This is a genomic window from Zhongshania sp. (genome assembly GCF_041584495.1).
Lineage (GTDB): Bacteria > Pseudomonadota > Gammaproteobacteria > Pseudomonadales > Spongiibacteraceae > Spongiibacter.
Genome location: NZ_JBFHDY010000015.1, coordinates 17,648 through 43,880, shown reverse-complemented (window position 1 = coordinate 43,880; position 26,233 = coordinate 17,648). Strand labels below are relative to the sequence as shown.

Annotated in this window: 27 protein-coding genes; 22 read left to right on the top strand and 5 right to left on the bottom strand. The window is 51.2% G+C overall.

What is annotated here, in order from left to right; translation table 11 throughout:
• From ABYP33_RS04825 to ABYP33_RS04770, 12 genes are all read left to right on the top strand, one after another.
• The coding region (locus ABYP33_RS04825) for a flagellar motor switch protein FliM (RefSeq protein ID WP_373088957.1) at positions 1 to 505 on the top strand (505 nt) is incomplete at its 5' end.
• Positions 506 to 514: 9 nt separating this feature from the next.
• Complete coding sequence (gene fliN, locus ABYP33_RS04820; protein WP_373088955.1) at positions 515 to 928, top strand: flagellar motor switch protein FliN; 414 nt, start codon at positions 515 to 517, stop codon at positions 926 to 928.
• On the top strand, positions 925 to 1,446 hold the full coding sequence (fliO, locus tag ABYP33_RS04815; protein ID WP_373088953.1) for a flagellar biosynthetic protein FliO: 522 nt from the start codon (positions 925 to 927) through the stop codon (positions 1,444 to 1,446). Before fliN ends, fliO begins: the two co-directional genes overlap by 4 nt.
• Positions 1,443 to 2,189: a flagellar type III secretion system pore protein FliP gene (fliP, locus tag ABYP33_RS04810; protein WP_373088951.1), complete on the top strand. Its 747-nt coding sequence runs from the start codon at positions 1,443 to 1,445 to the stop codon at positions 2,187 to 2,189. The genes fliO and fliP overlap by 4 nt, the downstream gene beginning before the upstream one ends.
• Positions 2,186 to 2,455 (top strand): flagellar biosynthesis protein FliQ, encoded by a 270-nt coding sequence (gene fliQ, locus ABYP33_RS04805; RefSeq protein WP_008249184.1) that lies wholly within the window; start codon positions 2,186 to 2,188, stop codon positions 2,453 to 2,455. The genes fliP and fliQ overlap by 4 nt, the downstream gene beginning before the upstream one ends.
• Positions 2,456 to 2,465: 10 nt before the next feature.
• A complete protein-coding gene (gene fliR, locus ABYP33_RS04800; RefSeq protein ID WP_373088959.1) occupies positions 2,466 to 3,239 on the top strand; it encodes a flagellar biosynthetic protein FliR in 774 nt (257 codons plus the stop codon).
• 3 nt (positions 3,240 to 3,242) lie between these two features.
• Entirely contained in the window at positions 3,243 to 4,367 is a 1,125-nt protein-coding gene (gene flhB / locus ABYP33_RS04795) for a flagellar biosynthesis protein FlhB (protein WP_373088948.1), read from the top strand.
• Between the two features lie 246 nt (positions 4,368 to 4,613).
• Positions 4,614 to 6,728 (top strand): flagellar biosynthesis protein FlhA, encoded by a 2,115-nt coding sequence (gene flhA / locus ABYP33_RS04790; RefSeq protein ID WP_373088946.1) that lies wholly within the window; start codon positions 4,614 to 4,616, stop codon positions 6,726 to 6,728.
• 24 nt (positions 6,729 to 6,752) lie between these two features.
• Positions 6,753 to 8,150: a flagellar biosynthesis protein FlhF gene (flhF, locus tag ABYP33_RS04785; protein WP_373088944.1), complete on the top strand. Its 1,398-nt coding sequence runs from the start codon at positions 6,753 to 6,755 to the stop codon at positions 8,148 to 8,150.
• 118 nt (positions 8,151 to 8,268) lie between these two features.
• Positions 8,269 to 9,108, top strand: a complete 840-nt coding sequence (locus ABYP33_RS04780; protein WP_373088942.1) for a MinD/ParA family protein — start codon at positions 8,269 to 8,271, stop codon at positions 9,106 to 9,108.
• Positions 9,105 to 9,836, top strand: a complete 732-nt coding sequence (locus ABYP33_RS04775; protein ID WP_373088940.1) for an RNA polymerase sigma factor FliA — start codon at positions 9,105 to 9,107, stop codon at positions 9,834 to 9,836. The genes ABYP33_RS04780 and ABYP33_RS04775 overlap by 4 nt, the downstream gene beginning before the upstream one ends.
• A gap of 18 nt (positions 9,837 to 9,854) precedes the next feature.
• Complete coding sequence (locus ABYP33_RS04770; protein ID WP_373088938.1) at positions 9,855 to 10,295, top strand: DUF2802 domain-containing protein; 441 nt, start codon at positions 9,855 to 9,857, stop codon at positions 10,293 to 10,295.
• Positions 10,296 to 10,386: 91 nt separating this feature from the next.
• On the opposite strand, the gene leuA is transcribed toward ABYP33_RS04770, so the two are convergent.
• The gene (leuA, locus tag ABYP33_RS04765; RefSeq protein ID WP_373088936.1) at positions 10,387 to 12,063 is read right to left on the bottom strand and encodes a 2-isopropylmalate synthase; all 1,677 of its coding nucleotides are present in this window, start codon (positions 12,061 to 12,063) and stop codon (positions 10,387 to 10,389) included.
• Between the two features lie 317 nt (positions 12,064 to 12,380).
• On the opposite strand from leuA, the gene ABYP33_RS04760 reads away from it, so the two are divergent.
• The 7 genes from ABYP33_RS04760 (at position 12,381) to ABYP33_RS04730 (ending at position 16,254) form a co-directional block, all read left to right on the top strand.
• Positions 12,381 to 12,845: an Lrp/AsnC family transcriptional regulator gene (locus ABYP33_RS04760; protein WP_373088934.1), complete on the top strand. Its 465-nt coding sequence runs from the start codon at positions 12,381 to 12,383 to the stop codon at positions 12,843 to 12,845.
• A gap of 105 nt (positions 12,846 to 12,950) precedes the next feature.
• On the top strand, positions 12,951 to 13,316 hold the full coding sequence (locus tag ABYP33_RS04755; protein WP_008246949.1) for a Rieske (2Fe-2S) protein: 366 nt from the start codon (positions 12,951 to 12,953) through the stop codon (positions 13,314 to 13,316).
• A gap of 30 nt (positions 13,317 to 13,346) precedes the next feature.
• Positions 13,347 to 13,784, top strand: a complete 438-nt coding sequence (locus ABYP33_RS04750) for a DUF2721 domain-containing protein (RefSeq protein WP_373088932.1) — start codon at positions 13,347 to 13,349, stop codon at positions 13,782 to 13,784.
• Between the two features lie 39 nt (positions 13,785 to 13,823).
• A complete protein-coding gene (locus ABYP33_RS04745) occupies positions 13,824 to 14,252 on the top strand; it encodes a Tom37 metaxin N-terminal-like domain-containing protein (RefSeq protein ID WP_373088930.1) in 429 nt (142 codons plus the stop codon).
• 94 nt (positions 14,253 to 14,346) lie between these two features.
• The gene (locus ABYP33_RS04740; RefSeq protein WP_373088928.1) at positions 14,347 to 14,508 is read left to right on the top strand and encodes a hypothetical protein; all 162 of its coding nucleotides are present in this window, start codon (positions 14,347 to 14,349) and stop codon (positions 14,506 to 14,508) included.
• Positions 14,509 to 14,773: 265 nt separating this feature from the next.
• On the top strand, positions 14,774 to 14,923 hold the full coding sequence (locus ABYP33_RS04735; RefSeq protein WP_373088926.1) for a hypothetical protein: 150 nt from the start codon (positions 14,774 to 14,776) through the stop codon (positions 14,921 to 14,923).
• A 50-nt stretch (positions 14,924 to 14,973) separates the two neighbouring features.
• Positions 14,974 to 16,254, top strand: a complete 1,281-nt coding sequence (locus tag ABYP33_RS04730) for an NAD(P)/FAD-dependent oxidoreductase (RefSeq protein WP_373088924.1) — start codon at positions 14,974 to 14,976, stop codon at positions 16,252 to 16,254.
• A gap of 68 nt (positions 16,255 to 16,322) precedes the next feature.
• On the opposite strand, the gene ABYP33_RS04725 is transcribed toward ABYP33_RS04730, so the two are convergent.
• Positions 16,323 to 17,594 (bottom strand): NADH:flavin oxidoreductase/NADH oxidase family protein, encoded by a 1,272-nt coding sequence (locus ABYP33_RS04725; RefSeq protein ID WP_373088922.1) that lies wholly within the window; start codon positions 17,592 to 17,594, stop codon positions 16,323 to 16,325.
• Between the two features lie 274 nt (positions 17,595 to 17,868).
• Here ABYP33_RS04725 and ABYP33_RS04720 point away from each other — a divergent pair, with 274 nt between their 5' ends.
• Positions 17,869 to 20,034: an acetyl-CoA hydrolase/transferase C-terminal domain-containing protein gene (locus ABYP33_RS04720; protein ID WP_373088920.1), complete on the top strand. Its 2,166-nt coding sequence runs from the start codon at positions 17,869 to 17,871 to the stop codon at positions 20,032 to 20,034.
• 250 nt (positions 20,035 to 20,284) lie between these two features.
• Entirely contained in the window at positions 20,285 to 20,641 is a 357-nt protein-coding gene (locus ABYP33_RS04715) for a hypothetical protein (protein ID WP_373088918.1), read from the top strand.
• Between the two features lie 106 nt (positions 20,642 to 20,747).
• Here ABYP33_RS04715 and ABYP33_RS04710 read toward each other — a convergent pair whose 3' ends face one another.
• Complete coding sequence (locus ABYP33_RS04710; protein WP_373088916.1) at positions 20,748 to 22,550, bottom strand: acyl-CoA dehydrogenase C-terminal domain-containing protein; 1,803 nt, start codon at positions 22,548 to 22,550, stop codon at positions 20,748 to 20,750.
• Between the two features lie 308 nt (positions 22,551 to 22,858).
• Between ABYP33_RS04710 and ABYP33_RS04705 the strand changes: the two genes are divergently transcribed.
• Positions 22,859 to 23,980, top strand: a complete 1,122-nt coding sequence (locus ABYP33_RS04705) for an enoyl-CoA hydratase/isomerase family protein (RefSeq protein WP_373088914.1) — start codon at positions 22,859 to 22,861, stop codon at positions 23,978 to 23,980.
• A 31-nt stretch (positions 23,981 to 24,011) separates the two neighbouring features.
• Here ABYP33_RS04705 and ABYP33_RS04700 read toward each other — a convergent pair whose 3' ends face one another.
• Both ABYP33_RS04700 and ABYP33_RS04695 read right to left on the bottom strand, forming a co-directional pair.
• Positions 24,012 to 24,644 carry a hypothetical protein gene (locus ABYP33_RS04700; RefSeq protein ID WP_373088912.1) on the bottom strand — a complete coding sequence of 211 codons (633 nt, stop codon included), beginning with the start codon at positions 24,642 to 24,644 and terminating at the stop codon, positions 24,012 to 24,014.
• Complete coding sequence (locus tag ABYP33_RS04695) at positions 24,641 to 25,945, bottom strand: ammonium transporter (RefSeq protein WP_373088910.1); 1,305 nt, start codon at positions 25,943 to 25,945, stop codon at positions 24,641 to 24,643. Before ABYP33_RS04695 ends, ABYP33_RS04700 begins: the two co-directional genes overlap by 4 nt.
• Between the last annotated feature and the right edge of the window lie 288 nt (positions 25,946 to 26,233).

Sequence of the window (26,233 nt, the reverse complement as noted above, 5' to 3'; positions counted from 1 at the left end):
TTTGCTCCCGGATATTGCCAGTGCCTGGAAGTCGGTAATAAAAACTGATCCGACAATTGCCGCGCAATACAACGACCCGCGCATGCTCGACACCATTAGCGAAGCAGATTCCTTAGTTGCCACCCGATTTACAATTAATATCGGCGATTTTGTTGGCGGCCTGTGGTCGATTGTGCCATGGAGTGCCATTGATGCAGTGCGCGACAGCCTAAGTGATCCCGCGCAAAGTAAGCGCAAACCTTCTAGTGATGATTGGCGAGATCGTTTGCTGGAAGGTTTGGCGTCGGCCCCGATAGAATTGGTGGCGGTGTTAGCGCAAACCAAACTGAGTTTGAAAAAAGTCGCCGGTCTCAAAGTTGGCGATATTATTGATTTGCCCTCGCCAGATGAACTGATTTTGGAAGTTGATGGTAAGCCGTTTATGCGGGGGCGATTTGGCAGTCACCAGGGAAATTTAGCGGTGAAACTCGAGGGACCAGTGCCGAAAAAGCGGCCCCAGCGCTGAGGAGGATGCATGACAGACGACGTCAATAATCAAGAATCAGTGGCAGCGGCCACTAATCGAAAAGAGGCGGTAAGCGCCGCAGAAATTAAGGAATTAAATGAACACACAAGCGCTCAGCAAACAAAGCCAGCAGCTAGCCAGTCGGGGAGTGGACGTATGAGTAATGATATGAGCCTCGATATGATTATGGATGTCAGCGTCAATGTCGCTGTTGAAGTTGGGCGAACTAAAATGAGTATCCGAGATTTGCGCGAACTTAGTCAGGGCGCGATTATTGAATTGGATCGCGCAGCAGGTACGCCGCTTGATGTTTTGGTAAACGATACGCTAGTCGCGCGTGGCGAAATTGTCGTGGTTAAAGACAAATTTGGCATTATGCTCACCGAAGTCGTGGGCCAAGAAGAGCGTGAGCGCCGGGGATGATGGTGTCATTGCGTAGGGCGGTTTATGGGGGCGGTGGCATTATAACCGCGACTGCTTTGCCCGCTTGGTGCGAGGACGTTGCCGAAACGGCAGAGCCATTAGCGATGGCAAAGACCAGTGCGGCAGCGCCAGTCTTGCCGGCGGTTGCGCCGGGCTTGGGGCAACTCGATATTAGTGGTTTGCTTGGCAGTCTATTGCTGGTGTCGCTGTGTATTGTGGTTCTAATGTGGTTGTTACGTAAAAGCCGTTTAGTGGCGGGGCCTAATCAAGCTGGCGTCGCGGTGGTTGGCCAGATTCCGTTGAGTATGAAAGAAAAACTCTTGGTGGTGCAGGTCGGTGATGAAAAACTGCTGCTAGGTTGTACCGCAACGGCGATCAATACATTGCATACCTGGTCGTCGCCGCAAGGTAGCGACGAGGTGATTCCTCAAGATTCGCCCTTTGCTAAATTATTAGCGCGCTTGCCCAAACAATCTGCACCTAAGACCTCAAGCCGCGATTCTGGGGGTGCATCATGAGTCGCATAGCTAAATCGCTGTTATTCATAGCAACGTGTCTGCCGTTATTCGCCAACGCAGCGCAGCTGTCTTTGCCCGCCGTAACCGCTATGCCTGCAGCGGGGGGAGGGCAAGAGTATACGGTATCGCTGCAATTGCTGGCGGTAATGACGGCGCTGACCTTATTGCCCGCGTTACTGTTAGGAATGACTGCGTTTACGCGGATTATGATTGTATTGTCGATACTGCGCCAAGCACTAGGCACGGGGCAGACTCCGTCAAACCAAATTTTGCTGAGTTTGGCGCTGTTTCTCACCATGTTTATTATGCAGCCAGTGGCAGAAATTGCATATAACGATGCAATTAAACCGTATATAGCGGAAGAAATACCCTTTGAACAGGCCGTTGAAGCTGGCTTTAAACCTTTTCGCGCCTTTATGCTAAGGCAGACTCGTGAAGAAGACATTGCCCGGTTTGCTGAGATCACCGGTCAAAATACCTTTGACAAACCCGAGGACGTACCCTTTGCCATTTTAATGGCCTCGTTTTTAACCAGTGAGCTGAAAACAGCCTTCCAAATTGGCTTTCTATTATTTATCCCTTTTGTAGTCATTGATTTGGTGGTCGCCAGTGTGTTGATGTCGATGGGTATGATGATGTTGTCACCGATGATGATATCGCTGCCCTTTAAAATTATGTTGTTTGTGCTAGTAGACGGCTGGAGCTTGGTAATGGGCTCATTAGCAGCGAGCTTTTACCAATGAATGCCGACACGGTTATTGAACTTGGCCGGCAGGCCATGAATGTAACGGTGTTATTGGCCGCGCCCTTATTGCTGTCGGCGCTGGCTGCTGGTTTGATGATTGGTATGTTTCAGGCAGCCACCCAAATTCAAGATATGACCTTAAGCTTTATTCCAAAGCTGGTAGTGCTTGTGGTGGTGCTGGGTATAGCGGGCCCGTGGATGCTACGTCAATTAATAGACTACACCACCCAGCTGTTTGAAATGATCCCGAGCCTGGTGGGGTGACCTTATCGTGATGGGGCTCACTGCAGACCAGCTCAGCGCCTTGCTGGCGAGTGCATGGCTGCCTTTTATACGGGTAGGTGGGGCCATGATGACGGCTCCCTTATTTAGTGCTGCTTATATTCCCGCCCGCGCTCGAATTATGGTGGCGGTGTTTATCACTGCGGTTCTGCTACCGATTTTGCCTGCCCCCCCGTCAATGAATTTACTGGGCCTAGAAACCATGCTCCTTATTGCCAATGAGTTTCTCATTGGGCTATGTCTTGGTTTTATTATTCAGCTGGTGTTTGACGCCATCATTTTGGCGGGGCAGTTAATCGCCATGGGTATGGGCTTGGGTTTTGCGATGATGGTCGACCCGCAGCGTGGCGTGCAAGTGCCGGTTTTGTCTCAGTTCTTATTGATATTTACCATGCTGCTCTTTGTCGCCATGAATGGCCATCTGGATTTTTTAGATTTATTGGCGCGAAGCTTTGAGTATTGGCCAATTGGCGGTGGCGCCTTATCTGGCGACCAGCTTGGGGTGGTTATTGTACGCGGTGCGGAGTTGTTTACCGGTGCAATTCGAGTGGCTATTCCCGCTGTGGTGGCACTGTTAGTGGTGCAGCTTGCGATGGGTGTGGTTAGCCGCGCAGCGCCCACCTTGAACTTGTTTGCGGTGGGTTTCCCAATCGCGATGTTAATTGGCTTTATGGTGGTGGATCGTCTGTTACCAAATTTATTGCCACTTTTGTCTTCTGGTCTCGGTGCTGCCTTTGTGGCCGCCGAGCAATTTCTCGGGATGTAAATCATGGCTGAGAACGAAGACGGCCAAGAACGCACAGAAGACGCATCGGAGAAAAAACTCGCCGACTCCCGCAAAAAGGGGCAGGTACCGCGCTCAAAGGAACTCACCACCATGATGGTCACCCTGTCGGGCGCCGCTATTTTGCTATTTACTGGCGGGCAGTTGGCGGTGGCATTGCAAGACCTACTGTCGAGTAGTTTGTCGCCGAGCTTTCTCATTGCTGACGAGCGAGAATTAGCAAGTCGACTCTACCAAACCTTGGTTCGTGGCTTACTAACAATTTGGCCATTAGTGCTAATCGCCATTATTGCCGTGGTGTTTTCTTCTACTATCTTAGGTGGTTGGACATTTAATTTAAGCGTTAAGCCATCGCGCATGGACCCGATTAAGGGGGTCGCTAAGTTATTTTCTCTGCGTAGCCTCGGTGAATTAGCTAAGGCGCTTATGAAAATGGTGTTTATTGGCGCGGCGGCGATATTTCTCCTCTCTGGGTTGGCCGGCGATATTCTCGGCTTGGGTTTGCAAGAGCCAAAAGAGGCGATTAAAAACAGCGCATCACTGCTGGTTTGGTTCTTTTTTATTGTGAGCCTGCCGCTACTCGCAATAGCGGCCATCGATGTGCCCTGGCAACTGTGGAATTACCACAAGGAATTGCGCATGACCCGCCAAGAAGTGCGGGATGAGCACAAAGAATCTGACGGCCGCCCAGAAGTAAAAGCCAAACTGCGGGAAATGCAGCAAGCCGCTGCCAATAACCGGATGATGGAAAAAGTCCCCACCGCCGACGTTATTATCACCAACCCCACCCATTTTGCCGTGGCCCTGAAATACGATGAAGCCCGCATGGCGGCGCCGACCTTGTTAGCAAAAGGTGCTGACAATATTGCCGCTAAGATCCGTGAGTTGGCTATGGAACACGACGTTCCCATTGTTGAATCCCCCCGTTTAGCTCGTGCCGTATTTGCGAGTACTGATTTGGACGCGGAGATTCCTGGCGGACTTTACCTAGCCGTTGCCCAGATCCTGACCTATGTCTATCAGCTGCGTAGTTGGGAGACCCTCGGTGGCGACTACCCCGAACCACCAGAACCAGAAGTGGATGATGCGTATTTGAAAGATTTGCTGTGAGCTGATCCGCGAGTTTGGCGGCAGCGTGGCGGTGATTGGTGCCATAAATTCTGCGCTGAATGCTTGACGGGAGACGTAAGACGCTAAATCAGAACGCAGCTCTTCGCGAAGCTTGTGCGTCTCCCTTCTCCCGTCAAGCCTTCTGCGTCTTCGTAGCAAGTTGGCCCTGTTGTTGCAATTACTCTCGGTAACGACGAAATTTTGGCGCTTTTGCGCGCTGAGAAATCCATCTTAAAGAGAGTGGGTATGGCAGCAGCGACACAAACTATTGCAAGGAATGGCTGGCTGGAGAAAGTCGCCAGTAGTGGCGTTGGCGTGCTGGCCATGCTTATTGCGTGCCTCGGGATGCTGGTTATCCCAATGCCGCCATTTCTGCTCGATTTACTGTTTACCTTCAATATTGCCCTGTCGCTCGTCATTATTCTGGCGGTGATTTACGTCGAACGGCCCATTGATTTTTCGGTGTTCCCCACGGTATTGCTGCTCGCGACCTTGTTGCGCTTGTCACTGAATGTCGCCTCAACTCGAGTGGTATTGCTTGAAGGCCACACTGGTCCCGGCGCCGCGGGTAAAGTAATTGAGTCCTTTGGTGAATTTGTTATTGGCGGCAATTATGTTGTCGGTATTGTTGTTTTCATTATCTTGGTTGTTATTAATTTTGTGGTGGTCACCAAGGGCGCGGGTCGTGTTTCAGAAGTCACCGCCAGATTCACCCTAGACGCGATGCCGGGTAAGCAAATGGCTATCGACTCAGATTTAAATGCGGGGCTGTTAAATCAGGAAGAGGCCAGTCGGCGCCGCGAAGAAGTGCGCACTGAAGCGGATTTCTACGGCTCTATGGACGGTGCTAGCAAGTTTGTGCGCGGCGACGCTGTGGCTGGCATTATGATTCTGTTCATCAATGTTATTGGTGGTCTGGGTGTGGGCATGAGCCAGCATGGCCTGAGCTTTGATCAGGCCATGCACAACTATACTTTGTTGACGATTGGTGACGGTTTGGTGGCGCAGCTACCGTCCTTACTGCTGTCGACCGCCGTGGCGATTATTGTTACTCGCATTTCGCGTCCCCAGAATATGGGCGAGCAGATGGCTAGTCAGATGTTTGCCAATCCCAATGTCTTGTATTTGTCGGCGACTCTAATGGCCTTAATTGGCGTTATTCCCGGCATGCCCAATTTGGTGTTTTTAATGCTCGCTGCGGCCTGTGGTGGCAGTGGCTGGTGGCTCCAAAATAAGAAAAAGAATGCCCCAGAGTTTGTTACTGAAGAGGAGTCGAATGAAGACGTGGCAGCGGCGCCCCGTGAACCCAGTGAACTGAGCTGGGATGAAGTGACGCACATGGACGTGGTGAGCTTAGAAGTGGGCTATCGCCTAATTCCCTTGGTAGACCGCAATCAAGGCGGGGAATTAATCGGCCGGATTACTGGGGTACGTAAAAAGCTCTCTAAGGATTTGGGCTTTCTGATTCAGCCGGTTCATATCCGCGATAATTTGGAGTTATCACCAGGAAGTTACCGCATTCTGCTATTGGGCGACACCATTGCCCAGGGCGATATTCAGGTCGGCAAAGACTTGGCTATTAATCCCGGCGGCGCCCAGCCCGGCTTACGAGGTGCGACCACGAAAGACCCGGCCTTTGGTATGGAGGCGATTTGGATCGACTCTAGTCAGCGCGATCAGGCGCAAACCATGGGTTATACGGTGGTTGACCCCTGTACGGTCATCGCTACTCACCTTAGCCAAGTGATTAAACAGCACGCGCACGAGTTATTGGGGCATGAAGAAGTACAGCAGCTCTTAGACAGATTAGCCAAAACGGATCCTCGCTTGGTAGAGAATGTGGTGCCCAAACAATTGCCGCTTAGTATTGTGGTTAGGGTTCTGCAGAGCTTGCTAAAAGAAGGGGTTTCGATCCGCAGTATACGAATGATCGCCGAAAGTTTGGCGGAGCAGGCACCGCGTAGCAAGAACCCTGACGAATTATTGGAGGGTGTTCGAGTGGCTTTGGGACGAATGATTGTTCAAGAAATCAATGGCTTAGATGATGAATTGCCAGTTTCTGCGCTGGATGCTGATCTGGAACAGTTGTTGCAAGATATGCTCAGAGGCAGTTCTGGGGCGGTTGGTTTGGAGCCCGGTATTGCGGAGCGATTGCAAAATGAATTGGCCGATTTCAGCCATCGTCAGGAGTTATCAGGTCAGCCTGCGGTAGTGCTGGTGTCACCGTCGATACGGGCTTGGTTATCGCGCTTTACCCGGCGCAGTGTTCCTGGCTTATCGGTGTTGTCGTATAACGAAGTACCAGATAGCAAGCAGGTGCGTTTGCTGTCTACCATTGGGCAACAGGCGCGCTTAGCGTAAAACGCGGCTTGTAGGAGAATGAGTATGCAAGTAAAGAAATATCGTGCTGCCGACAGCCAGCAAGCCATGCGCTTAGTGCGAGCTGCCCACGGCCCAGATGCGGTTATTCTGGATTTTCATACTATAGATGGCGGGGTCGAGGTGGTTGTAAGCCTTGATGACAGCAGCGACTCTATGATGACGCCGCCGCAAAATGCGCCGACTGAAACTGCCGCGCAGCAGATGGCCAGACAAATTACCCAACAATTTGCACCGGCGCAGGCCCCAGCGCCACGCCGCGAGCGCACGGCGCTCGATGCCTTATTTGATCGCCAAAAGAAGGCGACAGCATCGGCAGAGCTGCCCATGGCTGAACGCCAAGATCTTGGCGCCAGTGCACCCCAACACCACCAAAGTGAGCGCACTGCGCCGCTAGTGAGTCAAAGTCCACAGCTGGCGTGGTCGCAAAAAGATGAATTACTTACCCTTAAACAAGAGTTGTCGTCGATGAAGTCGATGCTTATGGATCAACTCAAGGGCCACAATTGGCAGCAAGCCAGTTTTAAAGCACCAGAACAGCGAGAGTTGAATTCTTATTTGGCCAGTTTGGATGTAGACCCCAGCTTAGGGCGTCGCTTATGCGCGGAGATACCGGGGGACGAGAGCGATGCGCTACAGCGTGAAATTCTCAAAATGTTATTAATCAAACAGCTGCCAACCATGACGCCACCCAGCGTCGGCGCAGTGTGCCTGGTAGGCCCCCAGGGCGCGGGTAAAACCACAACCATCGCTAAAATTGCCGCCCAGCACGTCTTAACTCATGGTCGCGAGGGCATTGCGATATTGACGACGGATGTCGCTAGAGTGGGTGCCCAGGAGCAGCTTCGAGCCTATGGTCGTATTTTGCAAATTCCAGTGCATACGGCGGTCGATCTAGAAGAGGCGGTTAAAACCTATCGTATTTTGCGTAAGAAAAAGTTGGTTTTGATCGATACCGCTGGCATGTCCTTTCGCGACAGCCGAGGTATCAATGAATTACTGCAATTGACTGCGGCTATGCAAGATGTCCAGGTTTTTGTCACCGTGCCTGCCGACGCGGAGGCCTATGTGCAAAGCGAGATAATTGATGCCTACGCGCCATTGGCGCCACTGGGCGCAATTGTGACACGCATCGACGAGGCGATGCGCTTGGGTGGCGTGATTTCTAACTTAATCCAACATCGCCTGCCGGTAGCGTGGTGTGCCAATGGTCCCAAAGTTCCACAGAACTTGTCTGCAGCAGATGGCGCTAAGCTTGTGAACATGGCGGTGCGTATGGCGCGGGCCTTTGAGCTAAAGCTCGGGCCAGAAATTGAGCATCAACCTGCGTTCGCTGAGGCTGCTCAGCAAAATGCAAATGTTGCGCCAATCGCAGTGCAAGGTGGTTTGAGTTTACGGGTGTAACGGCGTTCGACCGGCGTGCATGGACATTCAGGTTTAGTGCGGGCTTATGCGTAGAGTATTTTTGCCGGTACCGGCCTAAAATAAGCTGCGATGGTGTTTACGGGAGAATGATAATTAGATGAGCGCAGTAAAAGTAATAGCGGTAAGCAGTGGTAAGGGTGGGGTGGGTAAAACCAATGTTTCGGTTAATCTAGCCTGTCAATTAGCGCGTCGTGGCCGCCGTGTACTGTTGATGGACGCAGACCTAGGTTTGGCAAACGTCGATATTATGCTGGGTTTGCGTCCGAAATGGAATTTGTCTCATGTGTTGGATGGCCAATGTGCAATTCAAGATATTCTCGTTCCAGGGCCAGTGGGTATTACGATTATTCCGGCCGCGTCGGGAGTCAAGAAAATGGCAGATTTGGGCACCGACCAGCACGCTGCCATTGTTCGTTCGCTCAGTGAATTAAAGGACGATTACGACGTATTAATCGTCGATACTGCCGCTGGCATTTCCGATAGCGTAGTGACTTTTTGTCGCGCCAGCCAATATGTCATGGTGGTTGTTACTGATGAGCTAACGTCCATGGCCGACGCCTACGCGCTGATTAAAGTCATGAATCGTGACGCGGGTATTCGGCGGTTTAAAGTATTGCGCAATATGGTGGACAGTCATGATCAAGCCCGCGATGGCTTTGAGCGACTTAACGAAGTGGCACGGCGTTTTTTAGACGTTAGTCTAGAGTTTGCCGGATTTATTCCTCGCGACCCCTATTTAATAAAGGCCGACTCACGGCAACAGGCCGTGAGTGACTTGTATCCTGGTGCTGAATCTTCACTTGCCTTTCGCAAGTTGGCGGAGACCGTCGATAAGTGGGAAGGGCCCGCCGGACCGAGTGGCAATATTGAATTTTTTGTCGACCGAATGTTTGATAATGCAAATGCTGCAGAGTCTACGGCGGGAGTGCCAATGTGAACGGTCACGCCGCTTACCTCGATGTTCAAAACGGCAGTCGCGAAGACCTCGTTAGCCGACATGCGCCTTTGGTAAAGCGGATTGCCTATCATTTGGTTAGCCGTCTGCCCGCCAGTGTTGAGGTAGACGATTTGATTCAGGCCGGGATGATCGGTTTACTCGAGGCGGGTAGCCACTATCAGGCCGATAAAGGCGCGAGTTTCGAAACCTACGCCAGTATTCGTATTCGCGGTGCCATGATTGACCAAATGCGCCAGAGCGGCTGGGCGCCGCGCTCAGTAACTCGCCAGTTGCGCGAAATGACCGAGGCGGTGCGCCGCACCGAGGCTCGTCTAGGGCGCGAAGCGGGAAGCGCAGATATTGCTGCAGAAATGGGGGTTTCCCTCAATGAATACCATGAGCTGTTACGCGATACCAGCTCAGTACGCTTATTTAGTTTGGAGCAAGTTGGCGAAGGCGAGCAGGAACCCGCTGACATCGGCGGCGGTGACGATCGCTACGCCCCGCTAGAAAATGTATTAGAAGATGATTTTCAGCAGGCCCTCGCGACCCATATTAATAGCCTGCCCGAGCGCGAAAAGCTGGTCATGGCGCTGTATTACGACAGTGGTTTAAACCTCAAAGAAGTCGGTGAGGTTATGGACGTTAGCGAGTCACGGGTATGTCAGATTCATAGTCAAGCGATAGTGCGCTTAAAATGTCGACTTACCGACTGGACGGCAAACTAGCCTTGCGGAGTGAATATTATGGACACGAATCATCAGTTTTCCGCTTTAATTGGTAATTGGTTTGGTAGCTTGAGCGAGGTATCACTGCTCGGTTTACTGCTGAGTGTCGTCGGTGTGGGCTTATTATTATTTGCACTGAAAGCTCGGCGGCCAAGCGCCCAAGACGGCCCGCAAGCGCCGACGGCGGATGATAAAATTGCCCAGCTTGAGAAAAAAATTGAGTTTCAAAACTCTGCGATGAGCCTCTTGGGTGAGCGCGTTACCGCGCTAGAGGAATACCTGGAAATGCTCGGCTCTCGTCAACAGCGTCAAGATGCCGATAAAAAAGATGTACGTTTTTACCAGCAGGCCATTGGCCTTGCGGACAAAGGCCTTAGCGCCAAAGAGCTTGCTGAGCGCTGCGGTATTTCTGCGTCAGAAGCGGATTTGATTACGATGTTGTATCAAAAGGCACATTGAATCGACGCGTTACGCTTGACGGGAGACGGGAGACGCAAAAGACTAAACCGTACACCGAATTGGTTTAGCGTCTCCCGTCTCCCGTGCCGCGTTAAGCGGCTTTAGCCGCCACCACCGCCTGACTCGCTGCACTTAGCACTGCCTGCAATGACGCGGTAACCACATCGCGGTGCATGGCGACGCCAATGTAGCGCTGATTATTGATCGACAGATGCACATAGGCTACAGCCTGAGAGGCGGTGCCGGTGTCCAGTGCGTGTTCGCGGTAGTCGAGTACTTCTACTTTGTCGCCAAATTCCTGCTGCCAGGCGTTGACCAGCGCACTGATGGCGCCATCGCCGTGTCCTTGTAATGCGATTTCTTTGCCTTGGTATTTAAAGCTCAGCCTCAATTGATCTTGGCCGTGGTTTTCGGCGTTGTTTTGGCTAATGGCGAAATGACTTAATTCGGTGTCGCGCGCTGTTTGCAGATAGTGTTCGTCGAACAGTTCCCATATTTGCTTAGCGCTAACTTCACCGGCAATTTCCTCGGCCTTAGCCTGTACTGCGCGACTGGCGTCAATTTGCAGCCAGCGCGGTAGTTGCAGTCCATAGTCGTTTTCCAGTACCCAGCTCACCCCACCTTTACCTGACTGGCTGTTAATGCGAATCACGGCTTCGTAGCTGCGCCCAAGGTCAGCGGGGTCTATTGGTAAATACGCGACTTGCCAGTGTTCGTTCTCGCTCTGCTTGCCTAGGCACTTGCGAATGGCATCTTGATGGCTACCTGAAAACGCCGTAAATACCAGCTCACCGGCATAGGGGTGGCGAGGGTGCAGGGGAATCGTTGTACAGTGCTCAACAACGGCAATGATCTCGTCCATGTCGGCTAAGTTCAGTTTTGGGTCTACGCCTTGGCTGTAAAGGTTCATGGCCATGGTGACAATATCCATATTGCCGGTGCGCTCGCCATTACCCAGTAGGGTGCCTTCAACTCGGTCGGCACCGGCCATGACCGCAAGCTCGCCTGCAGCAACGCCACAGCCGCGATCATTGTGGGTGTGAACCGACACGGTAATGTCTTTGCGATACTGCGTGTGGCGGCAAAACCATTCCACTTGGTCGGCAAATACGTTGGGGCTGGCGCACTCGACGGTGGCGGGCAGATTAATAATGATTGGCGCGCCGGTGTCACGCCATTCGGCGATAACCGCGTCACTGATTTCAACCGCAAAATCGACTTCGGTGCTGCTGAAGCTTTCTGGCGAATATTGAAACGACCACTTTGTTTCGGGATTGCGCGCTGCATATTCTTTTACCCAGCGCGCGCCTTGTACGGCAATCGCCGTTATCCCGTCGCGTTCCAAGCCAAATACGCGCTCGCGCTGCACCGGGCTGGTGGAATTGTAAACGTGAATAATGGCTTGCTTTGCGCCTTTAAGCGCCTCGTAGCTGCGGGCGATTAATTCTTCCCTCGCCTGGGTTAAGACTTGAACCGTGACATTGTCCGGAATGCGATCACCGTCAATTAGAGCGCGAACAAAGTCAAAATCGGGCTGAGAGGCGGCGGGAAAACCCACTTCAATTTGGGTGAAGCCGAGTTTGACCAGCAAATCCCACATCCGCAATTTTTGCTGTACCGTCATGGGTTCAACCAATGCCTGGTTACCGTCACGAAGGTCCACAGAGCACCACTGGGGCGCTTGGCTGATGGTGTTGTTGGGCCACTGGCGGTCAGTCATGACAATTGCCGGTGTCGCGCGGTATTTGCGGTGGTTAAAGTCGGCCATGATGGATCTCTATTCCTTTTAGTAAGCGAGTGCGAAGATTTGGCTGCGAATGTTTTGGTATCGAAGCCCGGCGAGGCCGGGCGTTTTCATTCACTCTTGTGGTGTAAGAGCTTGGTCGCGTGTTCAGTTTGCGGGGTGTTGCAAGCTGGCTGGCGATAACGGTGAAGGGGTAACTTCACGGTTCCCAGTATAGAGATAGCGGCGCAGCAGGTGATTGCGAACTTAGTGTTAAAAAGACGTTTAATGTGTTAATAATTGCTGAGTTTTAATTTTTATTGGCATATTATGCTTATAAATACGGATGCGGTGATTTTATTGTGAAGTTAGACGCCTATGATAAGCGGATTTTAGACGCCCTACAGGCCGATGGCCGACTCAGCAACCAAGAGCTAGCAGATCGCATTGGCTTGTCGCCGTCACCCTGTTTGCGACGGGTGCGTAGGCTAGAAGAGAGCGGGGTGCTGGCCGGTTATCGGGCCCTGCTCAATGCGCGAGCGCTCGGTCTGAATCTCATGGCGTTTATTCATATCAGTATGGACAGGCACACCCCTGAACGGTTTGAAAATTTTGAGCGCCATGTGGCCGCGTGTGCCGAGGTTTTAGAGTGCCATTTAATCACCGGCCAGGCGGCCGATTACCTGCTCAAAGTCATTGTGGCCGATATGGATGGCTTTCAGGCCTTGCTATTAAATAAGATTACTCGAATTGATGGTGTCACCGGCGTACACTCAAGTTTTGTTATGAAGTCGCCAGTGAGTAAGACTGCCTTACCCTTGCTGTAATGGCGATTAACTCCGCCTGGGGCCTGTTTGCTGGCTATATAAGATAAGGCTGAAGGCAGAGCTGGGGTTAAACATACTGTTTGATTAATTCTAAGGAGCACAGAAATGGAACGAATTTTTGCAGCAAATCTTGATGAGATCGAAGAGGGCGCCTTCTTAAACAAAACCCTGGGCGGCGCCAAAGTATTGTTGACCAAAGTGAATGGTCAGATCTGCGCGGTAGAAAACCGCTGTCCACACCTTGGCTTGCCCTTGGGCAAAGGTAAAATTTGCGATGGCGCGGTGACTTGTCCGTTTCATGGCTCTAGCTTTAATTTACTAACTGGCGAAAATATCGACTGGACAAATGCTTTCATCGGCATGCCCATGCCGGGCTGGACGCATAAGTTAATCGCCCTTGGTAAAGCCCCAAAAGCCCTCAATACCTTTAAAGTAGAGTGCGAAGGCGAACAAGTTTTTGTGAATGTGTGAATTTCTTTAAGCGTGTAATTAAGGTCCTTCATGGCAGTAGAAATTGAAGTTGTCACCATCGCCCATGCGATTCAACAATCGGTTGCTCCGGTTTTTTTACTCGCGGGTATCGGCGGTATTCTCAATGTACTCACTAATCGTTTAGCGCGAATTATTGATCGCAGCCGTTCTTTGCATCATCGCCTAGAGTCACTTAGCGTTGAGCGCGGTGTGGCGGTGAATGAAGAATTAGCCATGCTAACGCGGCGCGCTCGCGTGGTACATCGCTCTATTGGCTTTAGTACAAGCAGTGCTTTGTTGGTTTGTGTGGTCATCGCCATGTTGTTCATTAGCGCGGTAATGGAGTGGAATAGCAGCTTGGTGGTGGCGGCGCTATTTGTGTTTGCCATGGTGTTTTTGATATTCGCATTAACGGGGTTTTTGCGCGAAATTCAGTTGGCAACACGGATTATGCTAAATGGCCCGTAAGGCGCAATACGCCGTCGTGTTTTAGCGAGGATAATTGCGGTGATTACATTATATGGGTTTAAGCAGGCGTATGGCCTAATCGATGCTAACCCTTTTGTGCTTAAGGTAGACGCCTTTTTAAGAATGGCGAAATTGCCCTATAAGCTGACATCATCAGTGGCGTATTTGCGCAAGTCGCTCAATGGCAAGTTGCCGTTTATTGAAGACGGCGATGCAAAAATTGGGGATTCGAGTTTGATCTTCGAGTACTTAAATCAAAAGCCTGACGTGACCCTGAATGACTGGCTTAGCGCCGAGCCGCGCGCGCAAGCCTACCTTATTGGCAAGTCTCTAGACGAAAATTTCTATTGGTGCTTGCTGTATTCCCGCTGGATCTGTGATGACAATTGGCCGAAGACACGGCAAGTATTTTTGATCATTTGCCCTTTCCATTCAGCTCGCTTGTACGGTTTGCGATGCGCAGGGTAACGCGCTCAGCGCTATTATGGTGCTGCGGCGTAATCGCTTTTGTAAGCTCGGATTTAAAGCCCGATCTTTGAGCTATATGGGTGCGAGCAATCTCATGAATATCGGTATCTATGTATACCCGAATGCCGACTTGTTGGATTTTGTTGGTCTCTTTGAGGTGTTTTCAACGGCCAGTCGACTGGCTGAACGGAAAGACGCAATTAATGTCTTTTTAGTGAGTGAAACGCCGGGCCCATTACTTGCAGGAGGTGGCTAGCGGATACCCCCCCATTACAGTTTTGCTGATCATCCAGATATCGATGTTTTGAGTGTTGGTGGTGTTCACAAGGAGGGGATGAGCAATGCGTCGGTGTCGGCGTGGATTGCCGCCCAGTCGGCGAGTAGCAAAATTACTGCCTTGATTTGCCCGGGGTATTTTTATTGGCGGGTGCGGGGGTGGTCACAGACCAAGGAGTGACCACCCACGGGCAAGATATTGCCGATTTAAAATGCAGTTTCTCGCCCTGTAGGTATGTGAAGGTGTGCGCTGGCTAGACTGGGGCGCGGTGGTAAATTCGGTGGAGATTTCTGCGGGAATCGACATGAGTTTACACCTAGTGGCGCGATTGTGCAGTCTCGACCTAGCGCTGCAAACTGCAAAGCAGATGGAATTTGATTGGTCCGTAAGCTAGTTAAATGACGGCCGGTCGATAAGGTTTAAAAATATCTTTTGGAGGTAAACGTGGTAGCAAAAATAGTGGTTGTTGGCGGTGGTGCAGGTGGCTTGCCTCTGGTCACAAAATTAGGCCGCAGTTTGGGTAAATGCGGCAACGCTGAAATTACCCTGGTCGACAGCGGCGCGAGTCATATATGGAAGCCGCGCTTTCATGAGGTTGCCACCGGTGCAATAGACTCTGATCTCGATGCGGTTGATTATCGTGCCCACGCCTATCAAAACTATTATCACTTCGCGATGGGGCAGGTTATTGGTCTTGACCGGGAACACAAAGAACTGATTTTAGATGAGATAGTCGGGCCGAGTGGTCGTGAGGTGCTGCCTAAGCGGCGTATAAGCTACGATTATTTGGTGATCGCGGTTGGCAGTCTAGGCAATGACTTTAATACCCTTGGGGTGCGAGAGCATTGTTTGTTCTTAGATACCCGCGTTCAGGCCGATCGCTTTCACGAGCGTTTTTTAAATCATTGCATGACTGCCAATTTTAATAATAGTGCTTTGTCTATTGCCATTGTCGGAGGCGGGGCGACCGGCGTTGAACTGGCCGCAGAAATTCACCATGCTGTGGCGCTACTAAAACTTTATGGTCACGAACAATTGGACCGTAGTCGCTTACAAGTACATGTTATTGAAGCAGGGCCGCGCATACTGCCCGCGCTCAAAGATGAGGTTGCCACCGCCGCGCAATCTGAGTTGGAAAAAATGGGAGTGAAAGTTCATACCAATACCAAGGTGAAGGCAGCGGATACCAGCGGTTTTGTTACCAGCGATGACAGCCGTATCGATGCCGATATTTTGGTGTGGGCCGCAGGTATTAAAGCGCCGGATATCCTCAGCACTTTAGAACTTGACGCTAATCGCATAAATCAATTGGTGGTAAATGAGCAGTTGCAAACTGCCGATCCGGCTGTTTTTGCGATAGGCGATTGCTGCGCCTGCGAACTCAGCCCAGGTAAAAATATTCCACCTAGAGCCCAGTCTGCTCAGCAGATGGCAATGCACATGGCCGCGAATCTAAAACGCATATTGGCAGGTCAGCCTTTGCAGGCATTTAAGTATCGCGATCACGGTTCGTTGGTGTCGCTTTCGAAATACTCTGCGCTGGGAAATTTAATGGGTGGCGTGCGTGGCGGCAACTTTTTTGTTGAGGGTTGGCTGGCGCGGATGATGTATATCAGTTTGTATCGCCTGCATCAAGCGGCAATATACGGTTGGGCACGTACCTTAATGTTATTATTGGCCGGTCGATTTAATCGCTTATTGCGGCCTCGGCTGAAACTGCATTGAGCAAAACCTAAGCTCAGACACGACTGCAACTTTTCAGTATAGATTTGAAGAGTCGCAGCCGTTTTACATTATTCTCGCAGCCGTTTTGCCCGTCTTTTTGCCATTCTTCTTTCTGAATACATGTGTTTCATCATGACTCGCAGCAAACCTTTGTGGGTTGTTGGCTCGCGACCCTCCGCTAAATCGATAATTTGACGGTAATACCATTGGGTGGCGGCGCCAAAGTTAAGCGTACGGATTTTCTGGTTGCTACTTTTAGGGCCAAGCCAACCGGCGCCAAGCTGCAGTGCTGCCTCCCAGTTTGGCAGGCTGCTTTGTTCGCCCGCCAGCAGCGGCTTGATGTCTGCCTGGGAACACAGTGGCCGACCTACGCCGATAACATCGAGCGCGCCGCTGTCCAGCGCTTGTTGCATGGCATCTCTGCTACGAAAACCACCGGTAATGGCGAGGGGGATTTGGGTAACATCGCGAATTCCCTGAGCATACTTTAAAAAGTAGGCTTCGCGATGGCGGCTGGTGTCTGGTGTGTCTTCATCGCCTTGATCTCCCATTAGCGCTAGCTTCTCGTAAGTCCCGCCAGATACCTCTAGTAAATCAATGCGCGCCTCTGAAAGCCACTGGGCGACGCGTAGGCTGTCTTCGTGGCTAAATCCGCCCTTGGAAAAATCAGCGGAGTTAAGTTTAACGGAAATGGCAAAGCGCGGACCAACTGCCGCGCGCACCGCAGCAACGGTCTCAAGAAGAAAGCGAGCGCGGTTTTCAAGTGAACCACCCCACTGGTCGTCTCTGGTATTGGCGATAGGCGATAGAAATTGGCTGATGAGGTAGCCGTGCGCTGCGTGTATTTGGACCCCGGTAAAGCCAGCGGCTTTTGCGCTAGCGGCAACATTTGCGTAGCGCTGAATGGTGTAGCGAATATCGGCCTCGGTCATGGGTTTGGGTCGGCCAAACATGCCAATGAGATCAATGCCAACGTCAGACGGCGCCAGCGGCTGGGCGGATACTTGGCGTTGGCACTGGCGTCCGGGATGATTGATTTGCATCCACAGCTGATTGTTTGCCGAGGTACCGGCTGACGCCCAATCCTGCAGGGCTGCTTCGCCGCCGTTGCCCTCGATAACCACATTGCCAGGGCGCTCAAGAAAGCGACGGTCGACCATGACATTGCCGGTGACGAGTGTGCCGGTACCGCCTTCAGCCCACCGCTTGTACAAAGCTGCGAGCCGTGGTGTAGCTTGATCTTTACTATTCGCCAGGCCCTCGGTCATGGCCGATTTTAATAAGCGATTTGGGAGTATCACTCCACAGGGTAATTCGAGCGGGTCGTTGAGTGCCGGCATAGTTTGGGTTGATCCTAATGTCGTTTCTGGTTCAATTTCGCGCGACGGAGGCGCTATTCATTGTCGTATTATCGCGATACCCTACATAGGTCTTGGTCACTATTATTGACTTACTGCGCCATTCTTTACTCATGGCGCTGCTGTTTTTACATTTGAGCCAAGTGGCATTGAATTAGCGTATTTGGTTTTCGTTGTTCGGTGGCCCTGACCAGCGCTTGGGCAGCTTAATTTGGCTTTGCTAAGGTGAAATTAAACGGTTTTGACGTGGAGATGTATGCAACGGCCTGAAGGCAGCGATGTCGAATTACTTCAAGCGCGCTACGCGGCATGTATAGACGCCATTATTGCGCGCGTAGGAAAAAACCTTGTGCTCGCTTTGCCACTGGGCTTGGGTAAACCCATCGAACTGGTTAACGCTATTTATGCGCGTGCCTGCCAAGACACGAGTATTTCGCTAACGATTTTAACGGCGCTCACCTTGGAGCGGCCCAGCGAGACGCATCCCATTAGAGGACGATTATTAAATCCGGTATTTGACCGTCTCTACGCTAATTATACCGAACCGAGTTATGCACAAGCGGTTCGGGAAAATGCCCTGCCAGCCAATATTGCGGTTCGCGAATTTTATTTTAAACCGGGCAGTCGCTTGGGTAATGCCGGTGCCCAGCAACATTATATTAGCTCTAATTACACTCATGCTGCGCGAGATGTGGTGGCCCAGGGTTGCAATGTGGTGATGCAACTGGTGGCACAAGATCCACAAGACACTCAGCGTTTGAGTATGAGCTGTAACCCAGATACCTCTGCCGACGTTGTACAGCGACTTGTCGCGCTTGGCCGAGACTTTGTGAGTGTGGCGGTGGTGCACCCCGATTTGCCGTATATGGTTGGTGACGCGGAAGTCAGTGCCGATCAATACGACTTCGTTCTCGACACCAATGCCAGCGAACACGGCTTATTTGTGATGCCGAAATTGCCGCCGGTATCGCCTAGCGATTATGCCATTGGTTTGCACGCCAGCTGCCTAATTGCCGATGGCGGCACACTGCAGCTTGGCATTGGCGCAATGAGCGATGCCATCGTACATGGTGTTCAGCTCCGTCACAGCCGGAATGACGACTATCAGGCCTTGCTGAGCCGCTTTAAGATCGATAGTCGCTGGGGTGATTTAATCGCCGCCTACGGTGGTAGTGATCCCTTTGTTGAGGGCTTGTACGGCGCTACCGAAATGTTTGTAGAGGGCTTTTGGCAACTTTTTGGCAGCGGCATTTTAAAGCGCGAGGTCTATGATTTTTGGGCCTTACAGCTGTTGGTGAATGAAGGTGTTTGCCAGCCACAGGCAATTAGTGCCGATTCGATTGCGGCGATGGCCGACCTTGGTGTTCGGGAGTTGCGCGGCAAAGACTTTGCGGTGCTGCAATACCACGGTTATTTTAAAGAGCAATGCCAGTATTGCGATGGCTATATTATTGCCGCTGACGGCGAGTCCGTCGCGGCGAATATGGCCAACCCTGTGAGTCAGCGCTTTATGGCTGAAAAATGTTTGGGAACGGCGCTGCGTAATGGCAAGGTTCTTCACGGCGGCTTTTTTCTGGGCAGTGAGGCGTTTTATCGCGGTTTGCGTGAACTCACGACCGAGGCACGTGGCAAGCTGGCGATGTGTGGCGTCGATAAAATCAATCAGCTGGATCTTAATCCACGTTTATATCAAGCGCAGCGTCGCCGCGCACGTTTCATTAATACCGGTTTAAATGTCAGTCTGCAGGGCGCTGTCGCCTCCGATACCCTCGAGTCAGGTCAGGTGGTATCTGGCGTGGGTGGTCAATACAATTTTGTGGCGATGGCCCATCAACTGAGCGACGGTCGCTCGATATTGATGATTCGTTCCACGCGAATGGAGAGGGGTAAGGCGCGCTCGAATATCGTCGACAATTTTGCCAGCTGCACTATTCCCCGCCATTTGCGGGACATTGTTATTACGGAATACGGTATTGCTGATTTGCGTTCTAAAACCGACGAAGAGGTTGCTAAAGCGCTGATTAATATTGCCGACTCGCGATTTCAGTCGGACCTATTGCGCAGTGCAAAGGCGGCGGGCAAGCTTGCTGCCGATTACCAAATACCGGCTGCTTATCGAGAAAACTCAGCTGCGCGGATTCAGCGGGATGTCGCGTGGGCACAAAGTCGCAAGATGATGCCAAGTTACCCATTCGGCTGTGATTTTAGTAACGATGAATTACGTGCAGCAAAGGCACTAAAAGCCCTCGCAAGCCTGCCATGGTGGCAAGCTATATTGCTGGCGATTAAACCAGCGCACCGTAGTGACGCCGCGCATAACGTATTGTTCAGCTTAGGCCTGAATACGGTTTCCGGGCTTAAGGGTAGGTTGTTGCGGCGGCTTATTTTAGCCGTTATAAAGCGTAAATCCTCGTTTCCTTAATCTAACAAGTAATTTTATTTGCGATATGGGTCACAAATTTGGCGCATTTATAACCGCTCAGGCAGTCTTTGAATTTTTTATAAGATAATGATTTTAAAGTATATTTTTGTTGTTTTTTGACGAGCCTAAGCGGAAATACGCACTGCCAATTCACGTAATAATTAACTATTGTACATCTTAGGATCACTACTGCTGTTGTAGGGAGCACATAGCCAAACGGTAGTAAGGTAAACATAGACGCGAGCAAATCATGAATAAAATTATACTTTTTAGCCTTTTATCCTGCTTTTTAGCTACTACAGTGTTAACGGTAAACGCCGAACCGGAAAATTGCTTAGACTGGGATGTGCAGAGCTTCCCTGCGAATTCAGAGCAATCGAGCTGTGCTTATTTTAATCGCGATAAGGTATCGACGCGTTTTGTGGTCAGAAATAGCTGCAGTACTAAAATCAGTGGCGTCTTCAGCTACTATAAAGATGACATCGCTAAAAAGTCAGTAATGAGCGTGCAGTCATTTAGCGTTGACCCAGGACAAAGCGAAGAAGTGGCAAACCCCTGCGATATTCATAGTAATAGTGCTTATCAAGTTTCACAGGTTAGCTTTTAACTGATTTAGGCAGCTAAGCTGCCGGTGAGTAGCGCTATAACGCAAAATCCCCGCAGAGTGAGCTGCGGGGATTTTTTTGCTTATTGTTTGTTTGACGTGAGCCAGATTAGCGCACGGTAAAGCGCTCTAAACCCATACCCATGACACTTTCCGTGCTGCTACCCATTGAACCACCATGTGCCTTAGCACGCGGCAGTAAACGAGAGAAGTAGAACTCAGCCGTTTCTAATTTCGCTTGGTAGAAGGCTGCATCGCCTTCGCCGCTAGCCAGTTTAGTGGCAGCTACTTCGGCCATTCTTGCCCAGTAGTAAGCCATTGACAAGTAGCCGCTGTACATCAGGAAGTCGTAAGACGCTGCACCCACCGCATCGCGGTTTTTAGAGGCGCGGGCAACCATCTTAACGGTGTGCCAATTCCAAGCTAAGGTGTAGCCGACAAGCTTCGCCGAATAGCCACGACGCTTGCCGCCAAGCAGATTTTTAAAGCCAAATTTATACAGCTTTTTGCAAAAGCCGCCGTAGAGTTTGAAACCGTCCAGTACGACTTTGCGGCCGATCAGGTCCATGGCTTGAATGCCGGTAGTGCCTTCGTACAACGTGGCAATACGAGCATCGCGATAAATCTGTTCCATACCGTGTTCTTTTATATAGCCGTGACCACCAAAGACCTGCATGGCATTGCTGGCAGATTCAAGACCGGTTTCAGTCAAGAACGCTTTCAAAATTGGTGTTAAAAAACCCAGTTCGTTCTCAGCTTCATCGCGCTCAGCTTGCGTTTCAGCCTGCACCATGTGGTCTGAATATTTGGCGGCGTCATAGATCATTGCGCGGCCACCTTCAGCAAAGGCTTTGGCGGTGAGTAGCATACGGCGCACGTCGGGATGATGAATAATCGCATCGCCTGGTTTGTCTGGGTTTTTAGTACCAGACAATGAACGCATGGAGTAGCGATCCATGGCGTAGGGCAGGGCATTTTGGTAAGCCAATTCAGAGGCCGCCAAACCTTGTATTGCGGTGCCGATACGGGCGGTGTTCATAAAGGTGAACATCGCGTTCAAGCCTTCATTTTCCTTGCCCAGCAAATAGCCAGTCGCGTCGTCAAAGTTGATGACGCAAGTGGCGTTACCGTGAATACCCATTTTGTGCTCAATACTGCCGCACTTAACGTTATTGCGCTCGCCTAAGCTACCGTCGGCGTTAAGGTTAACTTTCGGTACAATAAATAAGGAAATACCTTTGGTGCCTTCTGGGGCGCCGGGGGTACGGGCCAATACAATGTGGATAATATTTTCGGTCAGGTCGTGCTCGCCGGCAGAGATAAAGATTTTGCTGCCAGTGAGTTTGTAGCTGCCGTCTTCCTGTAGCTCGGCCTTGCTTTTCATTTGGCCAAGGTCAGAACCGCAGTGGGCTTCGGTTAAGCACATTGTGCCAGTCCAAGTGCCTTCGCAGAGCTTGGGCATATATTGGGCTTTTTGCTCTTCGGTGCCGTGAACGATAAGCGTGTTCATTGCACCTAAGCTTAGGCCGGGGTACATGCCCCAAGACCAGTTAGCCGTGCCAATGAGTTCTGATTTAATCAGTCCCAAAGACATTGGCAGCCCTTGGCCGCCGTATTCGCTGGGGTGAGACAAACCTTGCCAGCCACCGTCAATCCACATTTGATAGGCTTCTTTGAAGCCGGAGGGGGTGGTTACTTCGCTGTCATTCCAGGTGCATCCTTCTTCATCGCCTACTTTATTAAGGGGCGAGAGCACTTCTTCAGCGAATTTCGCTGCTTCTGCGGTGATGGCTTCTACCATATCTGGCGTAGCTTCGGCGCCAGCAGCAATCGTTTTGTAGTGGGCCTGGTAGTCTAAGACTTCATTAAGGACGAAGTCGATGTCTCTAACTGGCGCTTTAAATGTGGTCATATGGAGCCTCTGTACTTATTCCCAAGATACGGGGTATGTCAACGCGAGGGAGCATAACGGAAGCGCGCAGGCGGGCAATTGGCCGCTTTTAGCAGGGGGTGTGACGCTGCGGTCAATTTGGCGGCTAGCGGCTTAGCGCACGGCTGCCGGGAGTTTGCCTAAGTAATTACCCTTATATGGCTGAATTTAGCCTCATGGAGTGGGCAGGGTGGTCTAGGTCTTGAGCCTGCGCAAGTCTGGGAGGATACTGCTACATGACATACGCTGGCCCTTGGCGTAAGCCCCAAGGTTTGTGTGGAGACATAATAATGCAAGTTGAATACACGGTTTGTCTTGAGCGCCACCCATTACCGGCGGGGGGCTATCTGGCGCAACTCACGTTGAATGCGCCCGCGCGAATGAACGCTTTAACCTTAGAAATGGTGACCTTGCTTCGTCGTCTACTTGTGGAATTGCGTGACGATACCGAGGCGGTGGCGGTCTTTCTTGACGGTGCTGGCAGTCGCGGTTTTTGTGTGGGTGCAGATGCGTTGCGCATGCGCGCCTCGGCGCTGGCCAATCCCGGCGGCGCGGCAGTAGAAGCCGAGGCATTTTTTGCCCAAGAGTACGCGGCGGCCTACCTTATTCACACTTTTCCAAAGCCGGTAATATGTTGGGGTAACGGCATTGTGATGGGCGCTGGTTTAGGATTAATGGTGGGGGCGAGTCATCGTATTGTGACGGACGCAAGTCGTTTGGCAATGCCAGAAATTAGCATCGGATTATTCCCCAATGTTGGCGCGAGCTGGTTTTTAGGGCAGATGCCAGGACGCTGCGGTTTATTTTCGGCTTTAACTGGGGTGGAGTTATCAGCTGCCGATGCGCTTTATGCCGGGCTCGCCGACTACTGTCTTACTGACAGCAGTAAAAATCAGGTACTGCGTAAATTACTATTATTAGAGTGGTGCGATGATCCCACATGGAACGCCCAGTGCCTTACTGAGTGTTTAACCGATATCGAGGCTGAGCAGGGCGCCGAACTCGGTACGGCCTCATTAAAAGATTGTCGTGGCTGGATTGATGAGCTCTGCAGTCAAGCAGTAGTTGGAAATATCAGTAATAAACTACGGGAGTATCGCGGTGCTGATCGCTGGTTGAGCAATGCCGCGCAAGGCCATGCGCGCGGTGCAGCAAGCACCGCTAAGCTCATTTTTAGGCAATTAGAAGTCAGCCGTAATTTGAGCTTGCTCGAGATATTTCGCATGGAATTGGTCATGTCGGCAAACCGGGTGCGCGACCCAGAGTTTGCAGAGGGTGTTCGGGCAAGATTAATCGATCGCGATCGCGATCCCCGCTGGTGTTACCGTAGCATTGACGAGGTGCCAGAGTTGGAAATAGAAGCCATGTTTAAGTCGCCGTGGTCTAAAAGTCCCCTAGATGAATTAATTTGAGATATCGCATGTCGCCAGTGGTATCGGTGATTTAGAGCAGGCTGTCGATAAATGGCTCTAACTCTGGATGCTGGCGCTGCACTTGGGCAACCCCACGCGCCAAAATAGTATCGGCACGCACAGGGCCTAAGTTTTCGCACAGCAAGACATAATACTGGTTTAGTAGCTTTTGCAGAAGTGCGGATGGCGCATTATTGAGTTTTAAAGGCTGCCGCGTTCCCAGCCAATTCTGGAGTGCTTCAAGAATAGTTGGCGGCAGTTGACGCTGACGCAGCGCTGCAAAAAGCTCTATACGCAGCTTGTGCTGCAGTGATTCATCAACTTGGCTCATCATTGCTAACATTAACACGCTATAAGCTACGCTCGCCGATGCCGTTTCTGCAGTGTTTGGCGTGGCCGGCTCAGGGCCGCGGGGGTCGGCGAGCAACTCAGCGCTATCTTGTGTCATGGCGTGCAATAAACTTCGTAAAATACTGGCGCGCTTATCTTTTAGCACAGGATTTTGACATATGTCAGCTACATAGCGCTGCAGGGCAAGACTGGGTTGGTCGGAGTAGCGATTTTCCCAGTGGGTCACGGCTTGCATTAAACTCGGATCATCAAAAAATGGCTTTAGGCCAGTGTAAATCGCGCGGCGGCGATCACTGAGGCTGCGCTTATTCATGAGCGCAGACCCATATTGTTGGCGCGGTCGGCAGTATAGGCGATATTGCCAGCATTAAATTCTGGATAACCTATTTCTGCGTGCTCGCTTAAATCTAAACCGCGCTGCTCGTGTTGGCTCGGTGCACGTAAGCCCATCACAAGATCAATGGCAAAGTACATGATTAAGGCGCAGCAAAAAGTCCAGATGAAGCAGGCGGTAATGCCAATCAATTGCACTGTAATAAGGTGAGTGTCGAAGAGGTTGCCCTTGTAAAACATACCTGCCGCGAGGGTTCCCCAAGCGCCAGCAAAACCGTGGGCAGATACCGCGCCAACAACATCGTCGAGTTGCATGCGCAATAAAAGTTGGCTGCCTAACACACAGATAATCCCGCCAATGGCACCCGTTAATACAGCGTAGGCCGGAAGCATTGTGGCGCAGCCTGCGGTAATTGCAACGAGCCCGGCAATACTGCCGTTGACGGTTTCAGTGAGCAGTATGGGGCGGCGCATGGTCACAGCAAACAACATGCTTGCAGCGGCGCCGGCCGCAGCGGCGAGCTGGGTGTTTAAATTAATGAGGCCAATATCCACCGTGGCGCTAAGGGTTGATCCACCATTAAAGCCGAACCAGCCAAACCACAAGATAAAGCCGCCCAATGCCACATAGCTAAGATTGTGGCCGCGCAATTCCCGTGCCTTGCCGTGCTTGTCGAAACGGCCTAAACGAGGTCCCAAAATAATAATGCCCGCTAGGGCTGTCCATGCCCCAACGGAGTGAACAACCGTTGACCCGGCAAAATCAATAAAGCCCATTTGCGCTAACCAGCCGTCGGCGTTCCATACCCAGCTACCAAAAATGGGATAGATCACGGCGGTGATGAAGAGGGCACCCACTAAATAACCGTCAAAACGGGTGCGTTCAGCCATCGCGCCACTGGCTATGGTGACCGCGGTGGCGGCAAACATGGTTTGAAATAACAACACACCATAGCTGGCGGGGTCGCTGTCATTCATAAAAAATAAATCGGTTCCCATAAAGCCACTGGGGTTGTTGCCGAACATCAGGCCATAGCCAATAGCCCAGAAAATTAATGTGCCAAGGCAGACATCCATGTAATTTTTCATAACGACATTGAGCGCGTTTTTGCTGCGGGACATGCCGCATTCCAATAAGGCAAAACCCGCTTGCATTAAAAACACTAGGGCGCTGGCGGTGACCAGCCACACCATATTGTTTGCTGGGCTAGCCTCATCGGCAAAACAGAAAGAAGAGAACACGAGCATGAGTAATGCAAAAAGATAGTGCATTTTTTTCATGGGTAGCCTTATTTTTAAGGTGGCAGCGCACTGAGTTGGCACGGCCCGTCGTAAGCATTACTGCAACAGCTATGCCATCTTATTTCGGCTTAGTGTCGTTCCGTTTTTTATTGAATAGCGGGGCTGGGCTGAGACGGGATCGTTATAGCGATGCGCTGTGGCGTAATTTTGGTGCGCAACTTACGCGGCGGCGTGTATTTGGTGCGCTGCGGTGCATGTCTATGGTGCTCGCCTATACTATAGCATTTAGCTATTAAGTTTATTATTTTAATTTGTTTTTATTATGAT

Bases quoted from the DNA above. Each gene is read 5' to 3' on its own strand.
- fliN (WP_373088955.1), top strand. From the start codon at position 515: ATGACAGACGACGTCAATAATCAAGAATCAGTGGCAGCGGCCACTAAT.
- fliO (WP_373088953.1), top strand. From the start codon at position 925: ATGATGGTGTCATTGCGTAGGGCGGTTTATGGGGGCGGTGGCATTATA.
- fliP (WP_373088951.1), top strand. From the start codon at position 1,443: ATGAGTCGCATAGCTAAATCGCTGTTATTCATAGCAACGTGTCTGCCG.
- fliQ (WP_008249184.1), top strand. From the start codon at position 2,186: ATGAATGCCGACACGGTTATTGAACTTGGCCGGCAGGCCATGAATGTA.
- fliR (WP_373088959.1), top strand. From the start codon at position 2,466: ATGGGGCTCACTGCAGACCAGCTCAGCGCCTTGCTGGCGAGTGCATGG.
- flhB (WP_373088948.1), top strand. From the start codon at position 3,243: ATGGCTGAGAACGAAGACGGCCAAGAACGCACAGAAGACGCATCGGAG.
- flhA (WP_373088946.1), top strand. From the start codon at position 4,614: ATGGCAGCAGCGACACAAACTATTGCAAGGAATGGCTGGCTGGAGAAA.
- flhF (WP_373088944.1), top strand. From the start codon at position 6,753: ATGCAAGTAAAGAAATATCGTGCTGCCGACAGCCAGCAAGCCATGCGC.
- ABYP33_RS04780 (WP_373088942.1), top strand. From the start codon at position 8,269: ATGAGCGCAGTAAAAGTAATAGCGGTAAGCAGTGGTAAGGGTGGGGTG.
- ABYP33_RS04770 (WP_373088938.1), top strand. From the start codon at position 9,855: ATGGACACGAATCATCAGTTTTCCGCTTTAATTGGTAATTGGTTTGGT.
- leuA (WP_373088936.1), bottom strand. From the start codon at position 12,063: ATGGCCGACTTTAACCACCGCAAATACCGCGCGACACCGGCAATTGTC.
- ABYP33_RS04755 (WP_008246949.1), top strand. From the start codon at position 12,951: ATGGAACGAATTTTTGCAGCAAATCTTGATGAGATCGAAGAGGGCGCC.
- ABYP33_RS04750 (WP_373088932.1), top strand. From the start codon at position 13,347: ATGGCAGTAGAAATTGAAGTTGTCACCATCGCCCATGCGATTCAACAA.
- ABYP33_RS04740 (WP_373088928.1), top strand. From the start codon at position 14,347: ATGAATATCGGTATCTATGTATACCCGAATGCCGACTTGTTGGATTTT.
- ABYP33_RS04725 (WP_373088922.1), bottom strand. From the start codon at position 17,594: ATGCCGGCACTCAACGACCCGCTCGAATTACCCTGTGGAGTGATACTC.
- ABYP33_RS04720 (WP_373088920.1), top strand. From the start codon at position 17,869: ATGCAACGGCCTGAAGGCAGCGATGTCGAATTACTTCAAGCGCGCTAC.
- ABYP33_RS04715 (WP_373088918.1), top strand. From the start codon at position 20,285: ATGAATAAAATTATACTTTTTAGCCTTTTATCCTGCTTTTTAGCTACT.
- ABYP33_RS04710 (WP_373088916.1), bottom strand. From the start codon at position 22,550: ATGACCACATTTAAAGCGCCAGTTAGAGACATCGACTTCGTCCTTAAT.
- ABYP33_RS04705 (WP_373088914.1), top strand. From the start codon at position 22,859: ATGCAAGTTGAATACACGGTTTGTCTTGAGCGCCACCCATTACCGGCG.
- ABYP33_RS04700 (WP_373088912.1), bottom strand. From the start codon at position 24,644: ATGAATAAGCGCAGCCTCAGTGATCGCCGCCGCGCGATTTACACTGGC.
- ABYP33_RS04695 (WP_373088910.1), bottom strand. From the start codon at position 25,945: ATGAAAAAAATGCACTATCTTTTTGCATTACTCATGCTCGTGTTCTCT.